Source organism: Mucilaginibacter gynuensis, assembly GCF_039541195.1.
GTDB lineage: Bacteria > Bacteroidota > Bacteroidia > Sphingobacteriales > Sphingobacteriaceae > Mucilaginibacter > Mucilaginibacter gynuensis.
Genome location: NZ_BAABFT010000008.1, coordinates 1 through 16,401 on the forward strand (window position 1 = coordinate 1; position 16,401 = coordinate 16,401).

Here is a 16,401-nt window from a genome sequence, read left to right on the forward strand (position 1 = left end):
CCGTGTTTGCTACCTCTTCGTGCGCCAGTGCAATCGTTGGATAGTTGCCGGTATCGACATTACGCCCATTATGTGACGCAACTTGCCAAATGACATAGATTGGATCAAAGGTTTGGCCGGAAGCCGCCTTTATTGCGGCTCTTTTGCTGGCTATATAAGCCGTAAATCTTGTTTTATAATCAGCAATCGTAGTACCCAAAGTCATATCCTGCTCGCCTTGCTTCCAGCATACAGCTATCATTGCAAATGTTTTATTTTGCGCAACAGAAAACTCCTTTGCTTTTTGAACATCTGTAATACCACGTGTGAAATAGGAGGACCCCACATCTAAGTTTGCCAAGCTTCTACCGGTTTCACCAGGTGCCGAAACAAACATGGAAAATCCCAAATCAGCCGTTGTAAGCCCGGTGCTTTTCAGCAATGAGGCTGCCAAGTTCCTCGTTAAACTCGTCAAACTGGTTTCTCCCAAACTTCCGTCAGGGCTGGCCGCTTCGATCAAAGGCACTATGCTGGTATACCGCAAAGCAGGGTCAGTTACATCTTGTGTCCTTACGCCACTATTGAACATTTCTGCATTACCTTCCGGCACAATTGATAACGGAGGCGTTGCGCGGGCAGCAACGGAATTGCTTTGACCGTCCCCCTCAATCATTACCCTTTCAGCAGGGATATATAAATCAGATGGCTTCACAAGCGGTGGCAAAGTCTGCAATCGCATATTTTCATCAAAGTGCAATATTGCCCGGTTTTTGGAATCAACTATGGCCAAACCACGCACAGCCGGGTTTGCTACAATACGAAAACCGTTATCAATATTAAGGTTGTCAAGCAATAGCGGGTTTAATAGCTGAAGCTCATGGATGATGGCCTTAGCAAACTCAAATTCGCCCCCGGTTAATATTTGAGCATTAACCTTACTTCCACTACGGAACAAGCCACTAACTCCCGCAGGAAGATCCTTAGTTTGCAGCACCAAGTTCAACGCATCTATTTCCGCAGATATTGGGTCTACCTCCTCCTTTGTGGCAAATTCATCCGGATTAAAATCAACGCTAAACATTGTCCAATTTGACACCCAAAAAGCCCCATTATAAGATATTGTCGCGTCAGCAATATAATCGTCCCCGTCCTTTTCGGGTATTACTATAGGATCTCCGTTCCCATCCTTAAAAAAGGGGTAAGTCCCTGGTTTAGCGTGATACATTTCGAACCCGGCAGGTACACCTGGATCGAAATCAACATCAGTCCAACCTTTATCTGCAGTGGTGGCTGTGGCTAAAAGCGCAACAATTTCTTGTGTGGAAAGCGTTTGTCCTTTTTCAAAAAAGTACTTTTTTAACTCCTCTATAGTTCCTGTATTAGATCCTTCGTTTTCAGGCATGGCTATATATCATTTATTGCTTGTTGTGGTTGATTGAGTTGCGGCACGACCAATTCGCCGGTGCTGCCTGTATAATTTTTCTCGTGGAATGCAAGGCTATATTCAATTTTTAAAGCGGTGAGGTTTTGAGCGTCTGCTTTGAGTGCTGCTTTTTTGTTGTTAATGATGATGGGCACCAGCGTTTCGCCAAACACGCGGAATGCGTAACGGGCAAGTAGCAGATCCTGCAAATCATCGAGGTTGCCGCTTAGGTACCCGCTGTTCAGTTCGTCACTTTCGGTAATGCGCACGTCATAGCGCGTAATGTTGCCCTGTTTGGGGGTGTCGATGCTGTCGTAACGCTCGGCCTCGCTGCTTTCCACCTCGGCCGTTACCTGCGATTTACCGTACGCGCGCAAGGTTTTGAAATTGCCTGCGCTGTCGCTGTAAATGATGTACCGTGTGAAGGGTTCGTATGTGCGGTTCACGTTGAAGGTTTTTGTTTTCGATCGGCTTTCGCCCGAAATAATTTCCACCAGTTGCACCACGTAAGCGGTAACCGGCTTTTCAATGGAATTGTAGGCGGTAAGCCCCAACTGCTGGTAGCCGCAGCCTATGCATACCTTTTGGCGTGGCAAAACCAGTCCGCCCGCGATGGTAATATCTTGTGTGGTGCCATCCGAAAAAATCAACCCGACTTTAATAGCCAGCGTTTCGGCAGCATCGCGCATGTTCATAAAGTACAAAAACTGCTGTTGGTTGGTCTTCACCTCCACGTTATCAATCGGGAAGGTTTCAAACCAGCGTTGCTGTTTGTATAGTTCGGGTGCGGGCAACAGGTAGTTTTGAAAATGGTTGGCATCACTGATCCGCGAAAGCGCCTTATTGCTATACCCGCCCAGGCTAATGGTGTAAGTATCGCTTTGATACATCCGCTTAAAGTCGGGCGTGTCGCCGTAGTATTGCCCGTACACCAAAAAGTAATTTTTAACCGAATTGGGGCATGCTTGCCACGCCGTATTCAGCGCGGGGATATCGTAATCGAGGTAGGTGTGCAAAATATCGCTGATATCTTTGGTAGTGATACCGGTAAGCGGGAAATCAAGGTTAAGGTTGCGCTCGTAAATATTTACCTCGCCAACATCTTTAAGCCACACCTGCAAAGGATGGGCGAAGTTAGGCTTTAGCACTTCATCTACACCGTTAGTGCGGTTAAGCGCTATGCTGGAAGCGGTGAATGTGGCAATATTATACTTCGTGCCGTATTCTTTCGCGGTAAAAACAAGCGTGTGCTGGCCGAGATAAAGGCTATACGAAACGGTGAAATCACGCCTCACATAATAATTGGCCAGTACGTAAGGAATGAGCGACTGCACGTAAGCCGCGCCACCATCGCCTGTAGGGAACTGGTTGCTGCCGGTAGGTGAAGTTGCCGCCGTAAAAATGACATTTGCGCCCGACCAGTTCAGGCTGAACACCACACCCGCCGCTATCGCGCTATTAAAGCGCAGGTAATTTGCAGCCGGACTGCCGTAGGTATCCCTGAAATCGTCGCTTTGCAGCTTCACCAGCAAGTGGTTGCGGCTAAACGCGAGTTTTGGAGGGGCTTGATTGAGTGTAACCGGCATAATGGCGATACGTGTCGTTTTGCGTTATACACCATGCTTTGGTGCTTATTTATCAAGCCAATTTCCGTTATCAACGGTTAAAACGAAAGGACAGGTAATTGTATAGCGGAAGGTGTAGCCATAATGCGCTACCTCCATTGGCCCAACCGGATCGTACTGCACGTTGTGGATAGTAAAGCGAGTGCCATTGGCCATCAGTTCGCCCGAACGAAGTTCCACTTTCATACGCTGTAAGATCTGCATGCCTATTTTCAGGCAGCTATCCTGCACTGCTCGTATACTTTCCTGTTTGCCCACAGCCGCTTTATCCAGTATGGTGAACTGCCCGGCCACCGTTTGCAGGTGGCGGTCGCTTTGGTTATCATCGAACGAACCGTGCAGGGCATCCAGCGCCATCAGCGGTACCGACTTATTTGCCCTGATCGCGTTATCGATCTCGGTCAAATCCATTTCTATCGGGATGTAGAAAAAAGCGGCACGGCCATCAACGCCGTGCATTATTTGATTGTGCTTTTCGGCCAGCGAGGTAAAGTAAGCGATGTAAGCAGTTTCGGTGATCATTTCATTTTGCGTTTGAGTTCATCTTCCTGCTCAATCAGGTTCACCAGGTGCAGCAGAAAAGTGTATAGGTTGGTTTTTTTGGTTTCGGTATGGTTTCCGAGCGGGCCACCTGCTACAGAAAGGGTTACGTCGCCACGCTTTTTACTCTCCCCGCTACCCTTATCAAAGGCTTTGGCATGCATGCCGGTCACGAAGTTGCGGCAACCGGTATAGTTAAAGTAAATGGCCAGCTTATACCCGAGCGGCAACTTTTTAAACAGCCTCGCCCGTTTGGCTATACCCGCCTCGGTAATTGGTTCCCTGATATCATCGTTCACTGCTCCTTTTCGTTTGGGGCGGTAAAGCACAGCGCACAGGGCGTTTAGTTTGGCTTCGTCGTTAGTGGCCTTATACTGCCAGTAAAGCGGCTCACAGTAGTTGAAAAACTCGTCGGCCGTGAGGTTGCTTAACTTATCAGCAGGGCCATAATATTTTTTAAACCGAAGCCTGAAAGATGGCATCAACCACACATCGAGCTTGTTTTCGCTGAATAACCCGCGCAGCGTAGGCGCTATTTGCAGGCGTTGGTATGGACGGATAGCCTTGTACAACTTGCTCCCGATGCCATAAAACACAGGCACCGCCTTGGCCAGTTTGGCTTCTTCATCGTCATTAGCATAGAGCACATTCAGCCACGCAAGCAATTGCCCCGCCGTTACCTCGTTCCATTTGGATGGCCCTGCGAACGCGTGAAACTTGCCCTGGTGAGTGAAGCTAATGTGGTTCATGGCTTACAACCTTATCAGATCATACCTTGCGCCGATAGTAGGCCGCCATTGGTTTGAATCGAAATCGTAAAAGTAACTACCCACTAAGCTGAACCGCTTAAAGTCAAACTGCAAGCCGGGGCCAACATTCAAAAGCTTGCGCGAAAAGCTATAGTTACTCACCGCCTGCAACCGTAATCCAAAAGACGGCTCGGGCTGCTCGGCAACGTAGTGTTTAACACCCCTGATGGTAAAACGCGGGTCGCTGCTGGAGATATCCAAAAAGCTTTTGCGGGCACCAATGGGCAAACCCAGCACGCGTTTACGCTGCCAGTATTTCACAATTTTTATATCGGCATCGTATTGCAGGTCGAAGGTACCCTGGTCGCTGGTGTCGGCTGTATTAACGGGCGGGTGGTAAGCAATTTGCGCCCACTTATCTTTATAATAAATGATAGCACGGTCTTTTTCAACGATGGTACGATGTGCTTTGAGGCTGTCGGCACGTAACCGGCTGTTAACCTGTGTAAGTTCGTCGATCTTGTTGGCAGCAATGTTCATGATTTTGGCCGAGCTGTCTACCGTAGGTATCGACTTTGCCCCGTGTTCCTGCAGCTGCTTTTTGGTAATGGCCGAATTACTGGCCTGCACCACTGTATGATGCGCGCCGGTTGAATCGGTATAAGTTTTCACGGTAGGTGCCGTAATGTCGCCGGTACCTTTAAAAATCACTACCGGGTTATCAATGCGATTGGTTCGCTCCCAAACAGCCCAGCAAACAGCACCTATCAAAAGCGCGCTAAGTGTCCATGTTAAACGGTATTTTTTCATTCTTTGATTTTTTTAAGCAGTGCTTTCGCTGGCTCCTGCAATGTTTGTCGGTTACTACTATCTAAGTTTTTGAAATACTTCATATTGCTTTCCACCTCGTTGAGGTATTTACTCTGCCAGTACCCGATCAGGCTGTCTTTTTTAGGGATCACCTTCAACAGCGTGGCCACGCGTTCTTTACAACCATCATCACCCACAAGGTCTTTTACCTGGTACTCCTTAAATAAGTAGCCAATCACCCCGAAAAGGATGAACACAAGCCACTGCCAGGGGAACTTTCGGGCTTTTTCTAATTCGTCGTCGTTAGGGGTATTCATTATTGTTTTGTGATCGGTTACTCTATCGTGATGTACACTTTTTGGGTTTTTATGGCAGCTTCCAGCTTCGTCATAAACGCCGCCACGGCCTCCCTGCTACTGCTGATCCAGTCGGCACCCCTTCCCGAACCAAGCAAAATGCACCCTTCGGTATCTTCCGCCTTATTGCCCGAGTGTATGCGGATACCCTCAAAGCCCATGACGTTCAGCAGCAAAGGCATAAAGCGTTTGTACTTGTTGCTATAGTTCAAAATCACCTCGTAACGCCCTGCCGGTATGCAGGTTTTGCCGAAAACCTTATTAGCTTTTATCTCGGCTAATGGCTGGCTTTGCTTTAATCCCCTGTCCAGGTCTTCCAATGTATAGCATTCCTGTACGCCATCGATGCTTAATATGCCGATGGTTGACACGTATGTCCTTATCTTCCTTGTAAGTTTTAGTTCCATTTTAAATAAAATATACCCCTCGTTCTTCGTCGTTCAGCTTGCTGTTGGCGCTTAGGTCACTGGTAGCATAACCCGGAAACAAGCCCGCGTTATCATTAAGCCATTTGGTTAGTATTGCCAGTTGCGAAAGCCCCTTTTGCAGGGTAGCGTTCATCAAAGCCTGCAAGCGTTTCATATCCCCCGCCGTGCTGGCCTCCACATTATCGCCATTGCTCACTATTGAACTGGTGATCATGCCGCTGTTATCAAATTCTACCAACCGGTACGGGATAGCCTCGGCAACGGTGAGCAGCGGGGTAACCCTTGCGATCTTGGCCAAAAGTTTTTTCTGATCGGCAGAGGCGGTATTATTCAAAACCGCCGACCGCAATGCCGTAGTAAGCGTTGAACCCAGCAGGTTGTCAATGTAATTCTGCTCAACGGTTTCAATCACGAACTTAAAGCGGGTAAAGGCCTCCACGTTGCCATGCAGATCAAAGCCCTGCGAAAATTCGGCACATGTATTGGTGTACAGGCGGGTGTTTTGAGCATGGGCTACATCGTTCGCGTATTCGGCGAAGTCGTTAAGGTTGCTTTCGAGGTAGATAATAGCCGCCTCCAATCCCTTGAACCCATCAGCGCGGCTTTGCAAACGCAGTTGAAGCGTTTTTTTATCGGATGCAGGCAGCACACGATCTGTTTTAGTAACGAATATGCCCGATTCACTGATCTGCACACTCCCGAAAGCAACGTAATAATGTATAGCGAAGTTCGCCACGGCTTTTCGCAACAGCATCAGCGCGCGGATCTTCTTAATGTCGGTTGTTGGCTCCCGCAAAGCGTCGTAAAGCGGGTACCCGATGGCGGGAATAATGTGGTTGATCTCCGCATCGTCCACAAACGACTGGATGGCCTCAAAAACGAGATCGGACTGCACCGCCCCGACCACGCTTTTTAATTCTTCGGTGCTGTTGATGAGTCTTTGGCTGGCCATTGTTCCTGTACTTGTTGTGAAACCTTGCGTGATGTATCCAATGCCTGCGGTGAGGCTTCAATTGTTTTGATGAAAAAGAAAGGGTGCGATTCGTACCAACCGTTGTACCGGGCGATGAAATAAACAGGCTCATCAACCACCTGTCGCTGCGGGCCTAACAAGGCGCAATACATATTAAATGCGATGAGCTTGTCTGAACCTCCGCCAGCGTTCAGGTTTCGCCCGGGGCCGCTGCCCACCAAAGTGCCATCCAACCCCAAAGCCCTTAGCAAGTGCGCTGAAGCTTCCTGCGAATCTTCAATGTAAGCACCGTCCTTTAGCTTATCGTCAATAACGTCAATATCCCAACCTGGTAGCTTTTCGCCGTTAACATCGTAACCCACTTCATTAAGTATGGATTTGCCGGCGTTCTCAACATTGGTCAGCTTAAGGTTGATCTCATCAAGCTTCAATTTTTTCTTGGCGGTTTTTTCTTCCGGCTTAAGCGAATCCCACTCGGGATATACCGCAGGCCAGTAATTGGTAGGGATGCGTATCAGATACTTAATGTGCATCTGATTTTCCATGATCGCCTTTTTAAAGGCAGGAATTTGCGCGGCCAGCGCCAGCCACCCCGAAGTACGGATACCATCCCACGGGGCCAACTGGTAGTAGGCTTTGCCCGGTGACGGATAGGAAACCGGGTACACAAACCTTTTTATCTTATCGTTTTTTTTAAGGCTCTCTACCAGGTTCCAGTCGTACGGGTTCACTACATCCAGCTTCATGCCGTAAGGCCCCTTATCGTCGAAGATACCCGAAGCCCACTGCGAAGACAGCGCCATCTTTTCGATGATCCCTTTCGGGTTCATCTTATACCACCTGCACCAACTCGCTTCATGCGTGCCGATGTAGGCGATCTTATTGCCCTCGTCGTTTTTTATCAGGTCGGGAAATACATTCCAAAACCAATAAAAATCCGTGTATGCTTCGCGATAGTATCGCTTGGTAGTTTCCGAAAGAAAGAAGTTGACAATAGTCGGGTCGGTGATCGGGCGCTCTTTCCATTCATTGGTGGCCTCGTCGTAGTAGCGTTCGTAAGGCAGTATCATTGCACCTTGAGCCGCCCGCGCTTTCCAGTCAAGTAGCGAAGGCAACTCCGTGCTTTTTTCCGCGAGTGCGATAATATCCTGCGGGAAGGTATTGGCATCGCCCCAATAGGCGATATCCTGAATGTTCCCTAAATCGTAAATAGCGGGTGAATCGGCAGTAACTGCCGGGGTGTAAGATGAAGCAACGGCTTTGCCAACTTTGGCGGTGCTGCCGGTATGTACCGCGGCTTTAATTCCGGGCAGGTAAGCGATATCGTTGGCAAATAAAAGATCTTCCATTACAATACCACCCTCATATCGTTAAACGTTTCCATCAGCAGCGGGTGAAACTTCCGTATCTCCTGATTATTAATTGAGCGGAAATTGCGGGTAAAGTTTTGATAGTGGTTAGGGTTTCGGTAGTTGCTCTTACTTTGCCCGCCACCCAGCAAAACCACGTTCTTAACCGATATGCGTTTGCCACCGGTACCCGCCTTCAGGTTCAGTTCAATAAAACGTCCGCTCCACGGAATCGGCAAGCCATCGGCCCCCTTCATTTCCATAACAGCAAGCATCTCATTAACCCTGATGATTTCCATACAACAAAAATTCTCATTCCCCACACGGAAATAAAGGACAGCTAATCCCTACACATTTCTTTGCAGCCAAAAAATCCATAATTTTTTGATACCGATTTACTTAGCTGCCAAAACTGCTTTTTCTACTTACATTTTCGCGCGATTGAGCACGCCACGCACTATCGCGACAGGGAAAGCGTTTTTCGAAAAAATGCGATATCGACCTACCCCATTTTTTTTGCTCACACTTTTTCGCAACTCGGTTTTTATCGTTCACGCTTTTACATCAGCATGTCGGTGATGGGGAGGCTGTAGCCTATTTGGTGCTTGTATTTCCCTATGTATAGGGTGTCGAAGGCATCAGTGAAGTGGGTCGCCTCCTCTGATGGCACAGTGTGGATGCGGCTTTCGTCGCGCTTGTCTTTCTCAAAGCCCTTACTACCTTGGCGCACGGCCGCACGTTGCAGGGCTACCAGCATCTGCGCACAATTGGACTTATTCAACCTAACCCTTACTATACGCCGATCATCTTCCTTTAGTACGGCACCCCACATGCGGTACCTGGTATCGTGCTTAGGCTGCTGGCCAATGTGCAGCATGGTAACGCGCCACCCTTTCGTAATGAAAGCCTTTTGTATCAGGTCGGCATAGCTGAACACACGGGTTGAATCGGTGCCAACGAAGGTATGATCATAGTAAACGTTGATCACCTTGGTAGGGTGGTAACGGTAGTAGGCAATCACCTTTTGGCATAGTTCTTCCAGCCTGTCTTCATCCTTAACATAGAAGGCGTTGAGGTAGCGGTACTCGTTAGTGCCCTCCTGGCCTATGCAGCAGCAGTTGAAGTACCCGTTACAGTCGAACGCTATATCAATAGGCTTAGCCTTGTTAACGTCAGCATCACACCTGCAATCCGGTTCAAACCCTTTTTGCCTTAGGTAGATCACATTGTTATCAATGTATCCATAATCAAACGCGTCATACGTGTGGCGTTCAAGATCGAGCAGCGGGTAGAAGCCCTTATCAACCTGAATAATACGCTTGTTGAGCACAGCCCGTTCGTACACAGCGGGCTTCATTTCTCGCTTCCATTGCCTAAACTGTTCTTCACCTAACGTTTCAATATTGGCTAAACTGGTAGCCTCCGAGTAGAACACAGCCCCTTTGCGCAGCTCATTCAACACATAGGCATAATCACGCATCTTGCGCTTTAAATACACCTTACGTGCCGGTGTGGTGCGTGGGTGGTAGCATTCCAGTTCAATATCGTTGTAGGCCAACTGAATGTTGAGTATCTGCGTAATCAACGCCTTATCAACCTCTCGCTCTTTATCGAGTATCCATTTGCCCGACTGATCGGCAGGCATATCCGTACAGAAAGTTACCGAGTGGTGCTCTGCGAGGTGCCCGAATATTTCGCGGTTACCACGATTGGTTGGCGCAATATCGTCCAAGTACCTGCTGTAGTTTAAAAAACGCGCCTCATCACCATCAATTGAATCCACCGTTTTACCGTTGGATAATCCCGGCCTGTCAAGGCTCATAAAGTGGCGTACATGGCCGTTCCACCAAAACACGCAATGCTCGGCAGATCGCGGGTGATAAATGGCACGGGGAATTTTCAGGTTTTTAGGCGGGAATTTGCCAACCCAATAATGCACATCGGGCATATACCCGTAACGCTGCCATGCCTTTTCGAGTGGCGGGAGCGTACGGGTAAGTATTTGCATGTAAGTGGCCGCCACCATGCCGGTAGCGCCCTTAGGCATGGCATTTTGGTTGTGTATGGAGCGTAAAGCGATAGGCCCCTCGGTTTTACCGGTACCGCGTCCCCAAACGTGGTAATGTTCGTGTGCCCTGATTAAAAAGGCTTCACGCTGCGGCTGATTGAGCCAAATTTTACGGATATCGGTCATTCTATCACCTCCGCGTCTTCGGCCTCATTATCGATAAACCCGTTTCGTTTTTCGCTTAATATGCGGGCAACTATCTCGTCTTTATTTTCAATTTTCTCAAAACCAAGTTCTGTAGGGTCGGAAGTGATCACGAACGATGGCGGCACAAACTCATCGTAATTAGGCAGGTCTAAGCGCTGATCGTGCAGGCCTTTGATCTTGTTCAATTCCTTGTAAAACTTTGAAGCGCTCGAAAAATCGCCGCTCTCAAAAGCCTTAAACATCATCATCTCGCCCCACTCAATCTGCACACCCCGCGAGTACTCCACATCAGTAGTGCCCTCGCAGCATAAAAAAAAGCGTTTGGCGTTCTTAATGTCTTCGTAAGCTGTGCGGGCAGACACGTTGTAACCCTGCCTTATCCACTCCACAAGGCTGCTGAAGTTGTACCGCACATGCTGGTCTTCCAAATCACCAGCATCGTTCACCTTGCGTACCACCTCGCCCTGCCTGATCAGTTTATCGATCATCCGCCAGCGTTCCAGCATCTGCTGCTTATCCAAAGCAAGTGCCTCCACCTTGTGATCAAGCCATGCCCGCAGGATAATATCGTAAGCGGTATCGCCCTTAATGTCGCTTGCTTTGATAACCTTATTCATGAGGCTTATTTTTAGCTATCGCGACCAATTGGGCGAGTTTATTTCGACTGATGGCCAGCAAGCTTTCGGTTTGTACTTTATCGCGGCAGGTAGGCGATTCAAGGCGTTTCTTAGCCTTGCTGATGGTTTGCCGAAGCAACTGCATTTCTTTTTTAAGCGGTGGCTTAGGCTTGGCTTCCACCTCATCATCCGGGAAACATTGATGCTCCTGGTAGTAATCAATAAGCGCCCACAGTTCGGTAATTTTTTGATGCTTGGTAAGGATACCCGCGGCACACAAGCGAAGTTCTTCGCCATCGGGCAAATAGTGCTTTTGCTCCATGAGCATGTTAAGCTCTAAGTATAGCTTATTACGCTGCTTGGTAATTTGCAGGTATCGCTTGGCGTTCTCGGGGGTAGGAGTTGCGGGGGGCGTTGCCGGGTTCGGGGTTTCAGGCTTCTGTAAAAACGCAGTCTGCTCACGCTCGCCACCCGAACCTGAATCCTCCCCACGGATCTTCAACAGTTCTTCCCGAAGCTTGGCAACGTTATAATCGTTGGGGCCTGTAGCGAATTTTTGCTTTAAAAACGAGTTGCTGCCATGCTGCTCATAAAGCAGCACACCCTGTTCATAAGTGCCATTTTGTAACCACGCAGCAACTGTTTGCATGCCACAAAACACCACAAAACAGCCCCCCTAAAAAAGGACAGGGAAAGAAAATTGCTATTGAACGTTACTTGCGGGATAAATTCTTATCGACGGTGGCGTGTTTGCCTCTTTGATAACATTTATCTTATCGTACCCATCAGGGTCAAGCCATTTGCTCGGTGTAATATTGGTATATCCTTGTTGAATTAGAAAATTATACACTTCAGTAGCGTAAGTCATTGTTTCTTTATCATAAGCAAATAACATTTGCATTGGCTCTGTTTTATTTGGCAAAGTGTTGATCAAATATTGCGCAACTTCATTATTTAAATGTCTTTGTTTGATGCCGTTTATAACATCCCCATTTACGCCTACCGAGTTGCCATTTCCATTCACTATATGAGCGTTGGAACCCGAAGACGTAGTATGATTTCGAGGGACAGAATCGTTTTTTATGTTAGGGTTTGAGTTTCGCCTATATGTTTTTTGAGTTTTAGCATCGACAAAAACCTTTTCAAAAACAGTATCTTTTTTACCCACAATATGCCTATACACAGTATCTGCTTTGGTATCACCTAATTCAATCAAACCAAATAAAAACTTTGCAGGATATCCTTTATAGGCCCTATAAAAAAAGAAGCCGCTAGCCATAATAAACACAACAATTAAAACAATGAGCGACATGCGCAAAATACGCCTGAAAGTTCTATCTCCGACTAAAGCTCCAAAAAATTCTCCCCAATCGCTCATTATTATTTAAATCTATTTTACGGTGTGATTATTCCTATCGCAAGTAGTACGGGTAACAGAAATCATTTTACCACCTACCAGATCAACCACAACCCCGTTGCGTATGATGGTATCCTTATCAACCGTATATAAGGTTCGTGTGGTTTTGGTTACATCTTTCAGATCACCCGGCTCACGCAAGCATTGTTCAAACGGTATTTGCTGGGTTACCTGTTGGTATTTAAGGCTGTCGGCAATATCGGGATAGTTAACGGTTTCAAGGGCACAATCGTAACAGGTTTTCTCTTTAGTGCAGGCGGCCAAAGCGAATGTAGCGGCTAAGGCTAATAGTAGAGTTTTTCTCATGATATGGTTATAAGTATTTTAACGCAAGGTAGCTATAACAGGTTACAAAAAAAAGCCCCGCAGGCTACCGCGGGACTTTCTCATCAATAAACCTAATTAAACCAACTATATTACAATAAACCTAAACTCTCTCAATATAGATCATCCCATCGGCTACCAGTTGCTCGGCTTGTTCTTCCGTAAGGGTACGAAAGTCGATATCGCCAATGGTGGTATTCAGGATGACCGGGCAATGCGTACCCACTATGCGGTACTTGCCTGCCAGGGCGGGGTTAAGGTGCGGGTTTTCGGCCGCTTCGCCTTTTTCCTTTTCCTTAGCCATGTTATGCGCCGGTTACCGGTAATACCGCGGTGTATTTAAAAAACGGCTGCACGCTGTGGCTTTCCACCACAAAGGTTACGCCCGGCTCACCGGTTGGCCCCTTGCCGAATTTCACACTGCCTTCCTTCACCTTGGCCATTAAAAACTTGCTGCCAATTTGGTAAAAGTTTGCACCGGCCGATGAGCGTTTAAACAGCACCAGCATGCGGGCGTTTTTGATCACCGAAAAGGCGGCAGCATTGTTATCGCTTGGCTGCGGTAAAAATATGGTAAGGTTGGGGTTAAACATCTTGCTGTAGATCTCCCCCTCCAAAGCCGATTCATAGTCCGACTTTTCCATCACGGTAAACGCCTGTATGGGCGATTTGCCAGTTTTCATGGTGTGGGCGGTAGTGATGGTCAAGATACTTTCAGGGGTAGTGCTCGGCACCGGTTCCTGAATAGCCAACAGATCGTTATACAACAGTATATACGCCAGCTCGGCAACGCCGCCCGGGTTCTCGGCCCCATCATCATGAGTAAGGCCGTTTAAAACTACGTTTGAATATTCTCCCATGGCTTAGTCTTCTTTTGAGGGTTTAACAACTTCTACTGCGCCCGAACCTACTTCAAGCAGGTAGGCAACAACCTCGGCATCCTGCACCAGTTCTTCCTTGGTGTAGGTTTTACCCATATCGGGTATGTTAACGCCGAACTTCACGCGAACGGTTTTTCCATCAACCTCTACGATGTCACCATCCGCGGCGGAAGCCTTTGGCTTCGCTGCGGCCTTTGGGGCTTCAATGTCTACCTCGTCGCCCACTTTTACGCCATTGGTTACCAGGTCGGGGTTGTTATCCAAATCCTCCTGGGTAATGGTATGTTTTACAGTAGTGGCACCTGGTGCCGCTACTGCTATTTTTTTTGCTTTTGCCATTGCTGTGCTTATGCTACAAGGTTATCAGATACCGAGATGCAGTCGATGTCTTCGATTTCTAAACCAACCGGCATCATTAAACGAACCTCAATAATGTTACGACGGGTAGATGCAGCCACCTGTATACGGTCGCCATCGGTACCGAAAGCAAGTGCATCGTAAACTACCCCTAACAAACCATCGTTAGGTATCCAGCTTACCGGCTGCAACCTAACATCTTTAAAACCGTCAAGGTAGTACTCGCCATTTGCGCGGGGCTGAAAGCCGAAGCCGTTCAGCGTGCGGTAGTGGGTTTTGTAGGCATCAAAAGTGGCGTATGAACATTTGATCACGAAACCTTTTTTCCTCCACCATGCAGGCTGTGCCGATGCAAACGTTTCTACTTTGGTAACCGCGTTAGCACCGGTGATGGCGCCAACTACTTTAGGAACCAACGTAGTGGCAGTAACCAAAGCTTTAAATAGCGTATTCCAACCGTTAGCTATAGCGGCAGCAGTGGTGCCGGTAGCGTTATAAACGCCATTGAATAACACGCTGTCGTTAATGGCGGCCATGTATTCGGTACCTACCTGATCCAGTATGTACTGGTAGAAAGGTGCACCGGTAACGTCGTTCAAATATTTGTTGCGGAATTGTTCCGGGTCAACATCAAAATCCCATTTACTTTGATACACGGTAAGCGTGCGGTCGGTAAACTTAGCGCCGTTGCCAGTGGTATCATCGTTTTCACGGTACGGCCTCGGGTTGCCTTTTGCGCTTAATTTCGTCATTGCCACCGGCACCTTTACACCACGGTAAATAGTTACACCGTCGCCAAGCTCCAACTCGTTTACGTGTTTGCGCAATATCTTGCCGCCAAACTTCACAAAGGCCGTAGTTAATGCCGACAGATCGGGGGTAACCTCAAACAATGCCAGGTGGTTTGTTTTGGGTATAAAACAGGTAACGAACACCACACCTGCAATGGGCAGGGCGTATGCCGTGTTACCGAAAAAGCTGGCAAAGGTTTGCCCTAAAAATAAGCTCACAAACGCGGCGGCCGCAAGCAATAGTAAAATTTTAGACGTTTTCATGTATGAGATTAATTTAAAGGGTAATTACTTCCAGTTGGCAGCCATGTTTTGTTTTTCACGGTCTACCGAGGTTGGCACATAATCAGGTTCACCACCGGTATCGGTAATGGTATCCTGTTCGGCTGCAGGCGCGGTAACCTCCGCAGCGGGTTTACCATCCAGCTTAGTTTGCAGTGTTTTCACCTGGCCTTCCAGTTCGGTAATGCGGGCATCTTTGGTAGTGGCTTCGGTACGCAGGTTGCCAATAGTGGCGGTATTGCTTGCGTGGGTTTCCAGTTCGCTATCGAGCACCATGGTAACACCGCTTATGCCGAACGCTTCAATCTCCTGGTTTGCGGCTTCGAGATCGGCAGCCGTGATAGTCGCGGCATCCTTAAGCGCGGCTACCCTTGGTAATTTGTTTCCAAACATGGTATTTTGATTATTTTGATTATTTTGATTTTCTACAATAAGTTCCTGCATGCGGGCCTTTACCTCGGCGTAGTTTTTAATCCCATCGATCAGGCCGATGCGCACGGCTTCACCCGCGAAAAACATCTTACCGGTATTCCACTCGGTACTGGTGAGCTTTTCGCCACGGTCAAGCGTAACCACATTGATAAAGCGATCGCATATAAATTTGAGTTCGGCTTCGATGGCGGCGGTTTTACCATCCAGCGCATCGTCGTAATCTTTGCACTTATCCACGCTTTGAGGGGCGCGAATGATGATCTGCGTAATGCCGTTTTTTTCGAGCGCCTTGCGAATGTCAAGCAACGTGGCCATCACACCCACGCTACCGATCATACACAGCGTATTTGCCGCGTAAACCTCGGTAGCGCCGCCAAAGCCCCAAACCCCGCCGCTGGCCATCCGTCCATCGTTAACTAAAACAATCAGCGGCTTTTTAGCCTTGAAGTTGATTACCGATTCGCGAAGGCTTTCAATGCCATCAACCTGTCCGCCAGGGGTGTCAACCATAATGATACCGCCGGCAATACTTTCATCGGCGGCATAGTCATCCAAACGTGCGGCATAATCTTCGGTACCGTAGCTGCACATGCCACCGTAGTGCATTAAAACACCGGTAACGCGCATAACGGCGATTCGGCCGGTAAACTCGTCGCCTTGCTGTTCAGCCATCGGCTCATCGTAAGCGGGCTCGAAATCGTCGCCGGGTAAATCTTCAGCTGTTACATGGTGTGTACCGTTTAAAATGTTTTGCGCCAGCGGGAAATAGCCGTGTACGCCCTCCTCGGAGATAGCGAAACAACCTTTGGCTAATGCTGATACAAGTTTGTAAGTCATGAACCCAAAACTACCA

Annotated in this window: 20 protein-coding genes; all 20 read right to left on the bottom strand. The window is 48.1% G+C overall.

Features of this window, described 5'->3' with window-relative positions; genetic code table 11:
* On the bottom strand, window positions 1-1,381 hold a 1,381-nt coding region (locus tag ABD894_RS15695), incomplete at its 3' end, for a hypothetical protein (RefSeq protein ID WP_345212009.1).
* A 2-nt stretch (window positions 1,382-1,383) separates the two neighbouring features.
* Complete coding sequence (locus ABD894_RS15700; RefSeq protein ID WP_345212010.1) at window positions 1,384-2,988, bottom strand: hypothetical protein; 1,605 nt, start codon at window positions 2,986-2,988, stop codon at window positions 1,384-1,386.
* A gap of 45 nt (window positions 2,989-3,033) precedes the next feature.
* Entirely contained in the window at window positions 3,034-3,549 is a 516-nt protein-coding gene (locus tag ABD894_RS15705; protein ID WP_345212011.1) for a hypothetical protein, read from the bottom strand.
* Window positions 3,546-4,316: a hypothetical protein gene (locus tag ABD894_RS15710; RefSeq protein ID WP_345212012.1), complete on the bottom strand. Its 771-nt coding sequence runs from the start codon at window positions 4,314-4,316 to the stop codon at window positions 3,546-3,548. The genes ABD894_RS15705 and ABD894_RS15710 overlap by 4 nt, the downstream gene beginning before the upstream one ends.
* 3 nt (window positions 4,317-4,319) lie before the next feature.
* On the bottom strand, window positions 4,320-5,126 hold the full coding sequence (locus ABD894_RS15715) for a hypothetical protein (RefSeq protein ID WP_345212013.1): 807 nt from the start codon (window positions 5,124-5,126) through the stop codon (window positions 4,320-4,322).
* Window positions 5,123-5,443, bottom strand: coding sequence for a hypothetical protein (locus tag ABD894_RS15720; protein ID WP_345212014.1), 321 nt, complete (start codon window positions 5,441-5,443; stop codon window positions 5,123-5,125). The genes ABD894_RS15715 and ABD894_RS15720 overlap by 4 nt, the downstream gene beginning before the upstream one ends.
* Window positions 5,444-5,460: 17 nt before the next feature.
* Window positions 5,461-5,889 (bottom strand): DUF5675 family protein, encoded by a 429-nt coding sequence (locus tag ABD894_RS15725; RefSeq protein WP_345212015.1) that lies wholly within the window; start codon window positions 5,887-5,889, stop codon window positions 5,461-5,463.
* Between the two features lies 1 nt (window position 5,890).
* A complete protein-coding gene (locus tag ABD894_RS15730) occupies window positions 5,891-6,862 on the bottom strand; it encodes a DUF6712 family protein (protein WP_345212016.1) in 972 nt (323 codons plus the stop codon).
* On the bottom strand, window positions 6,823-8,232 hold the full coding sequence (locus ABD894_RS15735) for a hypothetical protein (RefSeq protein ID WP_345212017.1): 1,410 nt from the start codon (window positions 8,230-8,232) through the stop codon (window positions 6,823-6,825). The genes ABD894_RS15730 and ABD894_RS15735 overlap by 40 nt, the downstream gene beginning before the upstream one ends.
* Window positions 8,232-8,531, bottom strand: coding sequence for a hypothetical protein (locus tag ABD894_RS15740; RefSeq protein WP_345212018.1), 300 nt, complete (start codon window positions 8,529-8,531; stop codon window positions 8,232-8,234). The genes ABD894_RS15735 and ABD894_RS15740 overlap by 1 nt, the downstream gene beginning before the upstream one ends.
* Window positions 8,532-8,791: 260 nt before the next feature.
* Window positions 8,792-10,426 (bottom strand): hypothetical protein, encoded by a 1,635-nt coding sequence (locus tag ABD894_RS15745; protein WP_345212019.1) that lies wholly within the window; start codon window positions 10,424-10,426, stop codon window positions 8,792-8,794.
* Window positions 10,423-11,064, bottom strand: a complete 642-nt coding sequence (locus ABD894_RS15750) for a hypothetical protein (protein ID WP_345212020.1) — start codon at window positions 11,062-11,064, stop codon at window positions 10,423-10,425. Before ABD894_RS15750 ends, ABD894_RS15745 begins: the two co-directional genes overlap by 4 nt.
* The gene (locus ABD894_RS15755) at window positions 11,057-11,713 is read right to left on the bottom strand and encodes a hypothetical protein (protein WP_345212021.1); all 657 of its coding nucleotides are present in this window, start codon (window positions 11,711-11,713) and stop codon (window positions 11,057-11,059) included. Before ABD894_RS15755 ends, ABD894_RS15750 begins: the two co-directional genes overlap by 8 nt.
* A gap of 54 nt (window positions 11,714-11,767) precedes the next feature.
* The gene (locus tag ABD894_RS15760) at window positions 11,768-12,442 is read right to left on the bottom strand and encodes a hypothetical protein (protein WP_345212022.1); all 675 of its coding nucleotides are present in this window, start codon (window positions 12,440-12,442) and stop codon (window positions 11,768-11,770) included.
* Window positions 12,443-12,454: 12 nt separating this feature from the next.
* Complete coding sequence (locus ABD894_RS15765; RefSeq protein ID WP_345212023.1) at window positions 12,455-12,787, bottom strand: hypothetical protein; 333 nt, start codon at window positions 12,785-12,787, stop codon at window positions 12,455-12,457.
* A 121-nt stretch (window positions 12,788-12,908) separates the two neighbouring features.
* A complete protein-coding gene (locus ABD894_RS15770; protein WP_345212024.1) occupies window positions 12,909-13,109 on the bottom strand; it encodes a hypothetical protein in 201 nt (66 codons plus the stop codon).
* Between the two features lies 1 nt (window position 13,110).
* Window positions 13,111-13,665 carry a hypothetical protein gene (locus ABD894_RS15775; RefSeq protein ID WP_345212025.1) on the bottom strand — a complete coding sequence of 185 codons (555 nt, stop codon included), beginning with the start codon at window positions 13,663-13,665 and terminating at the stop codon, window positions 13,111-13,113.
* Window positions 13,666-13,668: 3 nt separating this feature from the next.
* Window positions 13,669-14,025: a hypothetical protein gene (locus ABD894_RS15780; protein ID WP_345212026.1), complete on the bottom strand. Its 357-nt coding sequence runs from the start codon at window positions 14,023-14,025 to the stop codon at window positions 13,669-13,671.
* A gap of 8 nt (window positions 14,026-14,033) precedes the next feature.
* The gene (locus tag ABD894_RS15785) at window positions 14,034-15,098 is read right to left on the bottom strand and encodes a hypothetical protein (RefSeq protein ID WP_345212027.1); all 1,065 of its coding nucleotides are present in this window, start codon (window positions 15,096-15,098) and stop codon (window positions 14,034-14,036) included.
* Window positions 15,099-15,122: 24 nt separating this feature from the next.
* Window positions 15,123-16,385 (bottom strand): S49 family peptidase, encoded by a 1,263-nt coding sequence (locus ABD894_RS15790; protein ID WP_345212028.1) that lies wholly within the window; start codon window positions 16,383-16,385, stop codon window positions 15,123-15,125.
* Between the last annotated feature and the right edge of the window lie 16 nt (window positions 16,386-16,401).